The sequence below is a fragment of the Bilifractor sp. LCP21S3_A7 genome (assembly GCF_052118825.1).
Lineage (GTDB): Bacteria > Bacillota > Clostridia > Lachnospirales > Lachnospiraceae > Bilifractor.
The window spans coordinates 216,624-230,010 of the sequence record NZ_JBQKGL010000001.1 but is presented as its reverse complement, the minus strand read 5'-3'; the positions used below and the strand labels follow the sequence as shown (position 1 = coordinate 230,010).

Sequence of the window (13,387 nt, the reverse complement as noted above, 5' to 3'; positions counted from 1 at the left end):
CCCTGTTTTCTTACGCGAACAGTGAGCCGCAGCCGAATGCGAAGTATTCGTGTGCGGCGAGCGTCGCGATAGCGAGATAAAACTCGCGCAGCGTGTTTTATCTCGTTGAAATGTTTTAAGTAAGGCCAATTGACCTCAGAGAATCCGGGTATATCCGCTCACGTCAGATTTAGCATAAAGCTGCGACTTCGTAGATCAGTCTTTCGGTTTCGTCCCAGCCGAGGCAGGGATCGGTGATCGATTTTCCGTAGACGTGTTTATCTGATCCGATTGGCTGACATCCGGGTTCGAGATAGCTTTCAATCATCAGGCCCTTCACCAGCTCGCGCACACGTGGATCATACTTTCTGCTGTTCAGAACCTCCCTTGTGATTCTGGGCTGCTGGTCGTATTTTTTACCGGAATTTGAGTGGTTCGTGTCTACGATCACTGCGGGGTTCGCCAGAGTCGTTTCGTTATAGAGCCTGAGAAGAAGTTCAAGGTCCTCGAAATGATAATTCGGAACGGACTCACCGTGTTTATTTGTCGCGCCGCGGAGAACGCAGTGCGCCAGGGGATTGCCGTCCGTCTTGCATTCGGAGCTTCTGAAGATAAAGGTATGTCCGTGCTGTGCCGCGATGCAGGAGTTGATCATGACTGACATGTCGCCGCTGGTAGGGTTCTTCATTCCGACGGGGATTTCAATGCCGGAGGCTGTCAGACGATGCTGCTGGTTTTCTACGGACCTTGCGCCGATCGCAACATACGAGAGAATATCATCCACATAGGACCAGTTCGCGGGGTAGAGCATTTCATCGGCAGCAGTCAGACCGGTCTGCTCCATGGAGTGGATGTGAATGTTGCGGACAGCGATCAGACCGGCTTCAAGATCCGGTTTGCCCTCCGGATCCGGCTGGTGCATGATGCCTTTATAACCCATGCCGGTGGTTCTGGGTTTATTGGTATAAATTCTGGGGATCAGAAGCAGACGGTCTGCAACCTTGTCCTGAATCTTTGCCAGGCGCTCGGTATATTCCAGAACAGAATCTTCGCTGTCTGCAGAGCAGGGACCGATGATCAGGAGAAATTTATCAGATTCTCCGGTGAAGATTCTGCGGATTTCATCGTCCCGGGCTGCCTTGATCTTCTTCAGATTCGCAGATACCGGAACCCGTTCCTTAAGTTCCTCTGGAGTGGGAAGGTTTTCCATAAATGTAAAGCTCATAGTGTCTTCCTTTCGCCGGCAGAGAGCTGCCGTTACAATGAAAACCAGCATAAAAAACTGGCCTCACAGAAATTATCTACAAAAGAAAATAGAAATTATCCATGAGAAGCAACTTAAAACAAAAACATAATACACCAAGCCGGCTGTGATGTCGAACAAATCTGAACCATTGCTTTTCATGCGGGAGAATATGATTCACTGCTGCTGATACGGAGGAGTCTGCCGCGCGGTGCTGTTACCGATGCTGTTACAGGGGAATGCTCAGGGATGTTATCGAGGAATGATCCGCGGCTTGACGCAGGGCGCAGGCAATGCTATTCTAAGGACAAAAAACTGTAGTGTTTTAGTAGGCTTTTATATTCGCGGAGCCCAGCCTGCGGGGCATGGGCCTGTATATGAAAATAGTATCAGACAGGGTTTGGTGATTTATATATGAAATTATCGACGAGAGGGCGTTACGGACTGCGTGCGTTGATCGATCTTGCGGCCCACGAGGATGAGGGCGCGGTCTCCACACAGAGCATCGCTCAGAGACAGAACATATCCGAAAGTTATCTGGAACAGCTGATTCGTATGTTGAAAAAAGGCGGGCTCGTCCTGAGCGTCCGCGGAGCGGGCGGCGGGTACCGGCTGGCAAAGAGGGCATCCGAGATCTCGGTCGGCGACATCCTGCGGTGCCTTGAGGGAAGTCTTGACGCGGTGGAATGCCCGGCAATTGAGGGAAGTGACTGCGACAGCGCAAATGCGTGCGTATCCAAGTTTGTATGGAAGAGGATCAATGACGCCATAGCACAGGCAGTCGATTCCGTATGGCTGTCTGAGCTGGTAGAGGAAAGCCATAAGCTGCAGACGGCACAGAAGGAAAACAAGGGCAATTCAGCCGCTCGGGACGGCGACGAAATCAACGCACGGATCATACGCGAGATTCAGAATCGGGGGCTTTGATATGATATATCTGGACAATGCTGCGACAACGAGGACAGATCCTGAGGTAGTGGAGGAGATGCTGCCATTTTTTTCCGAGGATTACGGGAATCCCTCCGGGATTTACGGGATCGCGCAGAAAAGCCGGGCAGCAGTGACTGAAGCGAGAGAAAGAACAGCTCATGTACTGGGGTGCAGAGCGGATGAGATCTATTTTACATCCTGTGGAAGTGAGGCAGACAACTGGGCGCTGAAGGCAGCGTTTGAGGCATATAAGGACAAGGGAAGACACATCATCACGACGAAGATCGAGCATCCCGCAATCCTGAATACCTGTGAGTATCTGGAGAGAGAGCGGGGAGCAGAGGTTACCAGGCTGGATGTGGGCCCCGACGGGATGGTGGATCCTCGTGAACTGGAGAAATCGATCCGACCCGATACGATTCTGATCTCCGTCATGACGGCCAACAATGAGATCGGAACCATTGAGCCGATACGTGAAATCGGTGAAATCGCCCGGCGGCACGGCGTGCTTTTCCATACCGACGCGGTACAGGCATTCGGACAGATTCCGCTGAATGCGGATAAACTGAACATCGACATGCTGAGCGCCAGCGCACATAAATTTAACGGCCCGAAGGGAGCCGGTTTCCTGTATATCCGGAAGGGAGTCGGAATCCGGTCCTTCCTGCACGGCGGCGCGCAGGAGCATAACCGGAGGGCCGGGACAGAAAATGTGCCGGGCATTGTGGGACTCGGAGCGGCGGCGAAAAAAGCGGAGGAGAATCTTGTTCAGAAGATGGAGAAGGAAATCCAACTCAGGGATTATCTGATTCGCAGAATCCGGGAGGAGATACCGAACGTGAAGCTGAACGGCCCGGATCCGGAATCGGCACCGGACGGAGATACACGAACTTCGGCGGGACGGCTTCCGAACAATGTGAATTTCAGCTTTGAATTTGTAGAGGGAGAATCGCTGCTGATCATGCTTGATATGAGACAGATCTGCGCGTCCAGCGGGTCCGCCTGTTCCTCCGGTTCACTGAGTCCGTCTCATGTACTGAAGGCCATCGGGCTCTCTGACAGCCTCGCGCACGGCGCTTTGCGGCTGACGCTGTCCGCGGAGACAACGAAGGAAGAACTCGACACTACCGTTGAGGCAATACGGGAAATTGTTGAGAGGCTGCGCGGTATGTCGCCAAGGTATGAGGCGTACCGGAACGGAACGCTGCAGGCGGAGACGGAGACAGGAAGAAAATGAGCAATAGAAAAACAGTAGTAGTCGGTATGTCGGGCGGCGTAGATTCATCCACCGCGGCATATCTGCTGAAGGAAGAGGGATACAATGTAATCGGAGTCACAATGCAGATCTGGCAGGAGGAAAATGAGTGCCAGATGCAGGCAGAGGGCGGGTGCTGCGGCATCAGCGCTGTTGAGGACGCAAGAAGAGTGGCAGAGGTTCTGGACATACCGTATTATGTCATGAATTTCAGGGATATATTCCAGGAAAAGGTGATCAATTATTTTACCGCGGAATATCTCGCGGGGAGAACACCGAATCCATGCATCGCCTGTAATCGTTACGTGAAATGGGAATCGCTTCTGAAACGCAGTCTGGAGATCGGGGCGGACTTTATAGCAACCGGTCACTATGCCAGAATCCGCCATCTGGACAACGGCAGGTACGCGATCGCGAATTCTGTTACCGCCGCGAAGGATCAGACGTACGCGCTTTACGGGCTTACGCAGGAGCAGCTGTCGCGAACCCTCATGCCGATCGGTGATTACAGCAAGCCTGAGGTGCGGAAAATCGCGGAGCGTGCCGGCCTTCCGGTTGCCCATAAGCACGACAGTCAGGAAATCTGCTTTGTGCCGGACGGGGACTATGCCGCCTTTATCGAAAGAGATACCGGAAGGAAGATGCCGGAGGGTAATTTTGTCACGAAGGACGGAAGAGTGCTGGGGCGTCACCGCGGAATTACTCACTACACCATCGGCCAGCGGAGAGGCCTGGATCTTCCGATGGGCGAAAGAGTATTCGTGACAGAAATCCGCCCGGAGACAAATGAGGTCGTCATCGGCACAGGAAGTGATGTTTTCACAGATACGCTGAAAGCAGATCATCTGACCTTTATGGGGATTGAAGATCTTCCCATGGGAGAAGAGGAACACTTCCTGGCAAAAATCCGATACAACCACAGAGGAACCGGCTGCCTCGTGAAGAGGACGGGCGAGGACGAGATTACCTGCACCTTCGATGAACCTGTCCGCGCCGTGACACCCGGACAGGCACTGGTCTATTATCGGGACGGATATGTTGCAGGAGGGGGCATCATCGGGAAATAATGATGAATCCGAACAAATTCGGCGGCAGACAGGCAAAAGTACTTGAATTTTAGAGGTACATTCGTTATTATATATCCGAGGTTGTTAAACTTTAAACATAACAAACAACATTTTTTAGGAGGAAATTTAATTATGGCAGTAAGAGTTGCGATTAATGGTTTTGGACGTATTGGCCGTCTTGCATTCCGTCAGATGTTCCAGGCAGAGGGATATGAGGTAGTTGCGATCAACGATCTTACAAGCCCGGAGATGCTCGCATACCTTCTGAAATATGACACGACACATGGCCGTTACAACGGAACCGTAGAAGCAGCAGACAACGCAATCATCGTAAACGGCAAGAAGATCACCATCTATGCCGAGAAGAACGCTGCAGATCTTCCTTGGAAAGAGCTTGATATCGACGTAGTTCTGGAGTGCACTGGATTCTACACATCCAAAGAGAAATCCATGGCACACATCAATGCAGGTGCAAAGCACGTAGTTATCTCCGCACCGGCAGGAAATGACCTGAAGACTATCGTTTACAACGTAAACCACAAGACAATCACAGCAGATGACCAGATCATCTCCGCTGCATCCTGCACAACCAACTGCCTCGCTCCTATGGCAAAGGCTCTGAATGACCTCGCTCCGATCGAGTCCGGATTCATGACCACCGTTCATGCTTACACCGGTGATCAGATGATCCTTGACGGACCGCAGAGAAAGGGCAACCTTCGCAGATCCAGAGCTGGCGCTCAGAACATCGTTCCGGCATCTTCAGGAGCTGCAAAGGCCATCGGAAGCGTTCTTCCGGAGCTGAACGGCAAGCTGAACGGCGCTGCACAGCGTGTTCCGGTAGCTACCGGTTCCACCACAATCCTTGACGCTGTAGTTGACGCTGAGGTTACCGCTGATCAGGTTAACGCTCAGATGAAGAAAGAGGAGACTGAGTCCTTCGCATACAACACCGATGAGATCGTTTCTTCCGATATCATCAACAGCACTGCAGGATCCATCTTTGACGCTACCCAGACAAAGGTTCTTCCGATGGGCAACGGCAAGACTCTGGTACAGGTTGTTTCCTGGTATGATAACGAGAATTCTTACACAAGCCAGATGGTTCGTACAATCAAATACTTCGGTTCTCTTCTGAACAAGTAATTGAATTGACAGAATCTGACGCGATTGAATCATATGAAATATCCTCACAGAGGATTTCGTATGCTATATGCGTAAGACCTGAACGGGTCCGGTCTATAAAGGACCGGGCCCGTTTACTTTTTCGCGGAACCGGAACGCTGCGAGGAACAATCCGCGCGATATAATATGCATGACCGTGCGATACGCTTATCTGTAATATGCATATCCGGTTTCCGGCAACGCAGAAACATCTAGATAAAAGGAGAAAAATCATGGCATTAAACAAGAAAACAGTTGATGACATCAACGTAAAAGGCAAGAGAGTCCTGGTTCGCTGCGACTTCAACGTACCTCTGAAGGACGGAAAGATCACAGATGAGAACCGTCTGGTAGCAGCACTTCCCACCATCAAGAAGCTGATCGCTGACGGCGGAAAGATCATTCTCTGCTCTCACCTTGGAAAGGTAAAGACAGAGGAAGACAAAAAGACAAAGACACTTGCTCCGGTAGCTGCACGTCTGTCTGAGCTTCTCGGCCAGGAAGTCAAATTCGTTCCGAGCCCGGTTGTCGTTGACGACAAGGTCAGAGCGGCTGTAAACGAGATGAAGGACGGAGATGTGATTCTCCTTGAGAATACACGTTTCCGCAAGGAAGAGACGAAGAACGAGGATGCATTCTCCAAGGATCTTGCTTCTCTCGCGGATGTATTCGTAAACGATGCGTTCGGAACCGCACACCGCGCACACTGCTCCAACGTAGGCGTCACAAAGTATATTGACACCTGTGTGGTAGGATATCTGATGGAGAAGGAGATCGCTTTCCTCGGCAATGCGGTTGAGAATCCGGTTCGTCCGTTCGTGGCGATCCTCGGCGGAGCAAAGGTTGCAGACAAGCTGAACGTTATCAACAACCTGCTGGAGAAATGTGATACCCTTATCATTGGCGGCGGAATGGCTTACACCTTCCTGAAGGCAAAGGGGTATGAGGTTGGAAAATCTCTTCTTGACGAGACAAAGATCGACTACTGCAAGGAGATGATGGACAAGGCAGAGAAGCTTGGCAAGAAGCTCCTGCTTCCAATTGATACTGTAGTAATCAGCGAGTTCCCGGATCCGATCGACGCGCCGATTGACACAGAGGTTGTTGACGCGGACAAGATCCCGGCAGACAAAGAGGGCGCTGATATCGGACCGAAGACCATCGCTCTGTACAGCGATGCGGTGAAGTCCGCTAAGACCGTTGTATGGAACGGACCGATGGGCGTATTCGAGAATCCGATCCTTGCGGCAGGAACAAAGGCAGTTGCAGCAGCGCTTGCTGAGACAGATGCCACCACAATCATCGGCGGCGGTGACTCCGCGGCGGCAGTCAACCAGCTCGGATACGGCGACAAGATGAGCCACATCTCTACCGGCGGCGGCGCTTCTCTTGAGTTCCTCGAGGGCAAGGAGCTTCCGGGCGTAGCAGCGGCAAACGACAAGTAAGTATTCATACTTGTGGGATTGCGAGAGCGCGAAGCACAAAGCAATCCGCAGCTTACACGGTTTACGACAGAATGCAAATAGAAAAATACATATTTTCATACAAGGAGGCCACTACAATGGCAAGAAGAATTCTGGCAGCAGGCAACTGGAAGATGAACAAGACACCTTCCGAGACAAAGGCACTTATCGCGGAGATGAGAAAGACATGCGCTTCTGACAGCGTAGATGTTCTGCTCTGCGTACCGGCGATTGACATCCCGGCGGCAGTAGAGGCAGCTGCAGGCTCCAACATCCAGATCGGCGCAGAGAACATGTATTTCGAGGAGAGCGGCGCATACACCGGAGAAATTTCTCCGGCAATGCTTGTGGACGCTGGCGCAAAATATGTGATTCTCGGACATTCCGAGAGAAGAGACTATTTCGGTGAGACATCCGAGGATGTCAACAAGAAGATGAAGAAGGCCTTCGAGCACAATCTGATTCCGGTTATGTGCTGCGGCGAGTCTCTGACACAGAGAGAGCAGGGCATTACCATGGACTGGATCCGTCAGCAGGTTAAGGTCGGATTCCAGGATCTGACTGCAGATCAGGCAAAGACGGCAATCATCGCATATGAGCCGATCTGGGCAATCGGAACCGGAAAGACAGCTACATCCGATCAGGCAGAGGAAGTCTGCAAGGGCATCCGTGATCTGATCCGTGAGCTTTACGGAGCAGAGGTCGCAGAGGAGATCCGTATCCTTTACGGCGGTTCTGTAAAGCCGGCAAATGCAGCGGAGCTTTTCGCAAAAGAGGACATCGATGGAGGACTCGTCGGCGGCGCTTCCCTGAAACCTGATTTCGGCGATATCGTTAATTACAGCAAGTAATATCCTCTGCGCAAGCCGTGGAAAATCAAAGACGGGCAAACGGGCAGGAGCGGGTTTTCAACCTTGACTACCTGCTGTTTGCCATGTAAAATATATTCGTTAAGTAATGCCCCGCAAGTGGGCATAAGGTTACATTATCATCAATATTTTAGGAGGAAATAAGTAAATGGCTAGAAAATGGGTCTACCTGTTCAGCGAAGGCAATAAAGACATGCGTGAGCTGCTCGGTGGTAAAGGCGCTAACCTTGCTGAGATGACAAATCTGGGACTTCCGGTTCCGCAGGGATTTACCATTACTACAGAAGCTTGTACCCAGTACTATGAGGACGGCCGTCAGATCAATGATGAGATCCTCGGACAGATCAGAGAGTACATGGGCAAGATGGAAGAGATCACCGGCAAGAAGTTCGGCGATATCGAGAATCCGCTGCTTGTATCCGTTCGTTCCGGAGCTCGCGCATCTATGCCGGGTATGATGGACACCATCCTGAACCTGGGTCTGAATGAGCAGGTTGTTGAGACAATGGCCAAAAAGTCCGGAAATCCTCGCTGGGCATGGGACTGCTACAGAAGATTCATCCAGATGTTCTCTGATGTAGTTATGGAAGTTCCGAAGAGCCTCTTTGAGAAGCTCATCGACAAGAAGAAAGCTGAGAAGGGAGTTAAGGACGATGTAGATCTGACCACAGAGGATCTGCAGGATCTTGTAAAGCAGTACAAGGTGCTTTACAACGAGAAGATCGGCAAGGACTTCCCGACAGACGCAAAAGAGCAGCTGGTTGAGGCTGTAAAGGCTGTATTCCGTTCCTGGGACAACCCGCGTGCAAACGTATACCGTCGTGACAACGATATCCCGTATTCCTGGGGAACCGCTGTTAACGTACAGATGATGGCATTCGGTAACATGGGACCGACTTCCGGATCCGGTGTTGCATTCTCCCGTGATCCTGCAACCGGTGAGAACGCATTCTACGCTGAGGTTCTGATGAATGCTCAGGGCGAGGATGTCGTTTCCGGTGCACGTACACCTATGAAGATCGACGAGATCAAGGTAAAGCTGCCGAAGATCTACGACGAGCTGATCGCCATCTCCAACAAGCTGGAAGATCACTACAGAGATATGCAGGACATGGAGTTCACTATCGAGGATGGAAAGCTCTATATGCTGCAGTGCCGTAACGGCAAGAGAACCGCAAAGGCAGCTCTGAAGATTGCCTGCGACCTTGTTGCTGAGGGCAAGATCGACAAGAAGAAAGCTGTTCTTGACGTTGATCCGCGTAACCTGGATACCCTGCTTCACGGTTCCTTCTCCAAGTCCGTTGTAAAGAACGCGACACAGATCGGCAAGGGACTTCCGGCTGCTCCGGGTGCTGCCTGCGGTAAGATTGTCTTCACCGCTGAGGAAGCAAAGAACGCTGCAAAGGACGGCGAGAAGGTCGTTCTGGTTCGTCTTGAGACCTCTCCTGAGGATATCGAGGGAATGAAGGCTGCTCAGGGTATTCTGACTGCTCGTGGCGGAATGACCTCCCATGCAGCAGTAGTAGCGCGTGGCATGGGCGCATGCTGTGTAGCAGGATGCTCTGATATCTCCTTCGCTGAGGACGGAAAGTCCTTTACACTTGGCGGAAAGACCTATCATGAGGGAGATGTGATTTCCTTCGACGGTTCCACCGGAAACATCTATGACGGCGCTCTTGAGGTTCAGGAAGGCGCAGTTGAGGATGAGGATTTCGCAAAGCTGATGTCCTGGGCTGATGAGTTCAGAACCATGAAGGTTCGTACAAATGCTGATACCCCGACTGACGCAAAGAAAGCTCGTGAGCTTGGCGCTGAGGGAATCGGTCTGTGCCGTACAGAGCATATGTTCTTCGCAGGCAACAGAATTGATGCTATCCGTGAGATGATCGTCGCTGACAACAAAGAGGATCGTGAGAAAGCTCTTGACAAGATTCTTCCGCTTCAGCAGGGCGACTTCGAGCAGCTCTTCGAGGCTATGGAGGGAGACCCGGTTACTATTCGTTTCCTGGATCCGCCGCTTCATGAGTTCGTTCCGAAGACAGAAGAGGACATCAAGAAGGTTGCAGATGACACAGGCAAGACTGTAGATCAGGTTAAGGCTGTAATCGCAGGACTGGTTGAGGCGAACCCGATGATGGGACACCGTGGATGCCGTCTGCCGATCACCTATCCGGAAATCGCAGTTATGCAGACAAAGGCTGTTATCCGCGCTGCCATCAAGGTTCAGAACGCACACAAAGACTGGACCATTGAGCCGGAGATCGAGGTTCCGCTTGTTGGAATCGTAAAAGAGATGAAGTTCGTCAAGGACATCATCGTTGAGACTGCTGATGCTGAGATCAAGGCAGCAGGATCTGATATGAAGTACAAAGTCGGCACCATGATCGAGATTCCGAGAGCCGCTCTTACTGCTGATGAGATCGCAAAGGAAGCTGAGTTCTTCTGCTTCGGTACAAACGATCTGACACAGATGACATTCGGCTTCTCCCGTGATGATGCAGGTAAGTTCCTTGAGTCTTATTATGACAATAAGATCCTTGAGAACGATCCGTTCGCAAAACTGGATCAGGATGGCGTCGGCAAACTGATGAAGATGGCTGTAAAGCTTGGCCGTGAGACCAACCCGAAGCTTCCGATCGGTATCTGCGGCGAGCATGGCGGAGATCCGTCTTCCGTTGAGTTCTGCAACGAGATCGGTCTCGACTATGTATCCTGCTCACCGTTCCGTGTTCCGATTGCGCGTCTTGCAGCAGCACAGGCTGCTATCAAGCAGGCAAAGTAATCCGGTTCTGATGTGATTTTAGCTCTGATCGGGTTAACGCTATGAGAATGTCACCGATAGGATATGTGTTCGGTTCCGGATTCAGGAGCCTTACCGGATCGGAGAGCGATATCATCAGAGGGCAATTGATAATCTGATCATCCGAATTTCTGCGATAAGCAGATATTCATAGCGTCCAAAAGCAGGGGCTGCTGAACTGCGTGAGCAGTGCGGCAGCCCCTTAATATATGCGTCAGGCGTACAGAACAGAAAATCCCGGGAAGCCAGTAAACGAAGGACTTCCCGGGATTTATTTACGCGAACAGTGAGCCGCAGCCGAATGCGAAGTATTCGTGTGCGGCGAGCGTCGCGATAGCGAGATAAAACTCGCGCAGCGTGTTTTATCTCGTTCCGTTATTCAAATTCGATGGTCCCCGGCGGCTTTGAGGTGATGTCATAGAATACTCTGTTGACGTGATTCACTTCATTTACAATCCGGTTCGTTACTTTTTTCAATACCTCATACGGAATTTCCACGGCATCGGCAGTCATGAAATCAACGGTGCTGACTGCGCGAAGCGCGATTGCGTAGTCATAGGTTCGCTCATCCCCCATGACACCGACCGATCTCATGTTGGTCAGAGCGGCGAAGTACTGACTGGCAATTTTGTTCATTCCGGCTTTATCCATTTCTTCGCGGTAGATTGCGTCAGCCTCCTGAACAATCTGTACCTTCTCAGGTGTTACTTCTCCGATGATACGAATGCCTAATCCCGGTCCGGGGAATGGCTGTCTCATAACCAGTTCCTCCGGAATTCCGAGATGAAGACCGACCTTACGGACCTCATCCTTGAAGAGGTCGCGGAGCGGTTCAACGATCTCCTTGAAATCGACATACTCCGGAAGACCGCCGACATTGTGATGAGATTTGATCGTAGCAGATTCACCGCCCAGACCGGATTCTACAACATCCGGATAGATCGTTCCCTGGACAAGGTAATCCACCTTTCCGATTTTCTTTGCTTCCGCCTCGAAGACACGGATGAAATCTTCTCCGATGATCTTACGTTTTCTCTCTGGCTCGGTCACTCCCTTAAGATCGGCAAAAAAACGATCTCCGGCATTTACACGGACAAAGTTCAGATCATAGGGGCCGTCAGGGCCGAAGACCTTCGATACCAGATCTCCCTCATCCTTTCGGAGCAGTCCGTGATCCACGAACACGCAGGTAAGATTCCTGCCGATTGCCTTTGACAGGAGAACAGCAGCCACAGAGGAATCGACTCCGCCGGACAGTCCGCAAAGAACCTTTCCGTCTCCGATCTTTTCGCGAAGCTCCCGGATCGTCTTCTCCGCGAAGTCATCCATTTTCCAGGTGCCTTTGCAGCCGCATACGTTCCATACGAAATTGCGAAGCATCTCTTTTCCGAACTGGCTGTGGAGCACCTCCGGATGATACTGAAAAGCGTAGAGCTTTTTCGAGGTGTTCTGAACAGCAGCGTACGGACAGTTCGCGGTATGCGCGATCACTTCAAAGCCGTCGGCGATTCTTGTGATGTAGTCGTTGTGACTCATCCAGACAATGCTCTTCTCCGGAACTCCTGCAAATACAGGGGAATCCGGCCGGTCGATGATAAGTCCGGTTTTCCCGTATTCCCGCTCGGGCGCCTTCTGCACGTCGCCGCCCAGAACATACATCATGAGCTGTGCTCCGTAACAGAGGCCGAGAATCGGGATTCCCATCTCAAACAGTTCCTTCGATGCCGTAGCGGCACCCTTCTCATATACGCTGTTCGGACCGCCGGTAAGAATGATACCCTTCGGGTTCATTGCCTTGATCTGGTCCAGAGGCGTCCGGTAGGAATAAATTTCACAGTACACATTGCTCTCACGCACCCGCCGCGCGACAAGCTGATTGTACTGACCGCCAAAATCAATGACGATTACTTTCTCCTGATCTGCCTGTGCCATCTAAAATTCTCCTTATACCAAAATACATATGTCATCGATATATAGATGCTATTCATATATAGGTGCGGTAAACATACAGCTATTATCCATATGCAGATGCTGTCCATATACAGATGTTATCCACATACATATGCTTTCTGTGCAGCGCCATATATGCAAGAAAACCATACAGATGATCTTATTGATTATTATATCAAGTGCCTGTACCTTACAATTATACCCCTTGTACAATCTTCTGTCATTATCGAATCTGACGGATAACCTGATTTCTATTATAGATGTTAACTGTCCATACTATTTGTTCGGATAAATAATTGCAACCTTCTCATGAGTGCGACAGTGATGGGGCTATCTTAACGGGTGTTTCTTCACTTGTTATTTCCATCAGATATTTCATCCCTGCCTTGCTCTCAGCAGTCGCTCCATTACGTCATCCTCCGGATTTGAACCAGAGAATTCAGTTGAGCAGTTCTCCTTTACAATCTGGAAAGTTTCATTCCACAAGCGGTTTACCGCTTACACATAAACTCTCGAGGTTACTTTCATCGTTTGTTCCACCTTCTGAAATCGGAATGATGTGGTGGACTTCCTCGACCGGCATGTATCTGCCGCGCTTCAAGCACTCTTTTCAGAATGGATGTTTGTGTGTCCTATACAATACGTTACTCACCAACAGGAATTTCCG

The 13,387-nt window shown here is 50.9% G+C and carries 10 protein-coding genes and 1 pseudogene; 7 read left to right on the top strand and 4 right to left on the bottom strand.

Translation table 11 applies throughout. From position 1 onward, the window contains the following. Positions 1–169: 169 nt before the first annotated feature. The gene (locus ACTQ1O_RS01005) at positions 170–1,204 is read right to left on the bottom strand and encodes a 3-deoxy-7-phosphoheptulonate synthase (RefSeq protein WP_441485732.1); all 1,035 of its coding nucleotides are present in this window, start codon (positions 1,202–1,204) and stop codon (positions 170–172) included. A gap of 432 nt (positions 1,205–1,636) precedes the next feature. Between ACTQ1O_RS01005 and ACTQ1O_RS01000 the strand changes: the two genes are divergently transcribed. From ACTQ1O_RS01000 to ppdK, 7 genes are all read left to right on the top strand, one after another. After that, entirely contained in the window at positions 1,637–2,149 is a 513-nt protein-coding gene (locus ACTQ1O_RS01000; RefSeq protein WP_441485731.1) for an RrF2 family transcriptional regulator, read from the top strand. Between the two features lies 1 nt (position 2,150). Then, positions 2,151–3,389, top strand: a complete 1,239-nt coding sequence (nifS, locus tag ACTQ1O_RS00995; protein ID WP_441485730.1) for a cysteine desulfurase NifS — start codon at positions 2,151–2,153, stop codon at positions 3,387–3,389. Then, the gene (gene mnmA, locus ACTQ1O_RS00990; RefSeq protein ID WP_441485729.1) at positions 3,386–4,474 is read left to right on the top strand and encodes a tRNA 2-thiouridine(34) synthase MnmA; all 1,089 of its coding nucleotides are present in this window, start codon (positions 3,386–3,388) and stop codon (positions 4,472–4,474) included. The genes nifS and mnmA overlap by 4 nt, the downstream gene beginning before the upstream one ends. A 132-nt stretch (positions 4,475–4,606) precedes the next feature. Next, positions 4,607–5,620, top strand: coding sequence for a type I glyceraldehyde-3-phosphate dehydrogenase (gene gap, locus ACTQ1O_RS00985; protein ID WP_441100980.1), 1,014 nt, complete (start codon positions 4,607–4,609; stop codon positions 5,618–5,620). A gap of 251 nt (positions 5,621–5,871) precedes the next feature. Then, a complete protein-coding gene (locus ACTQ1O_RS00980; RefSeq protein WP_441485728.1) occupies positions 5,872–7,083 on the top strand; it encodes a phosphoglycerate kinase in 1,212 nt (403 codons plus the stop codon). 116 nt (positions 7,084–7,199) lie between these two features. Further along, the gene (tpiA, locus tag ACTQ1O_RS00975) at positions 7,200–7,952 is read left to right on the top strand and encodes a triose-phosphate isomerase (protein WP_441100978.1); all 753 of its coding nucleotides are present in this window, start codon (positions 7,200–7,202) and stop codon (positions 7,950–7,952) included. A gap of 166 nt (positions 7,953–8,118) precedes the next feature. Beyond that, positions 8,119–10,752, top strand: a complete 2,634-nt coding sequence (gene ppdK, locus ACTQ1O_RS00970; RefSeq protein ID WP_441485727.1) for a pyruvate, phosphate dikinase — start codon at positions 8,119–8,121, stop codon at positions 10,750–10,752. 393 nt (positions 10,753–11,145) lie between these two features. Here the strand turns inward: ppdK and guaA are convergent, their stop codons facing one another. From guaA to ACTQ1O_RS00955, 3 genes and pseudogenes are all read right to left on the bottom strand, one after another. Further along, on the bottom strand, positions 11,146–12,702 hold the full coding sequence (guaA, locus tag ACTQ1O_RS00965; RefSeq protein WP_441485726.1) for a glutamine-hydrolyzing GMP synthase: 1,557 nt from the start codon (positions 12,700–12,702) through the stop codon (positions 11,146–11,148). A gap of 393 nt (positions 12,703–13,095) precedes the next feature. Further along, a pseudogene (locus ACTQ1O_RS00960) lies at positions 13,096–13,209 on the bottom strand (terminase); the annotation flags it as partial. Continuing rightward, on the bottom strand, positions 13,196–13,321 hold the full coding sequence (locus tag ACTQ1O_RS00955; protein WP_441485725.1) for an HNH endonuclease: 126 nt from the start codon (positions 13,319–13,321) through the stop codon (positions 13,196–13,198). The pseudogene ACTQ1O_RS00960 and the gene ACTQ1O_RS00955, both read right to left, overlap by 14 nt. Positions 13,322–13,387: the final 66 nt, after the last annotated feature.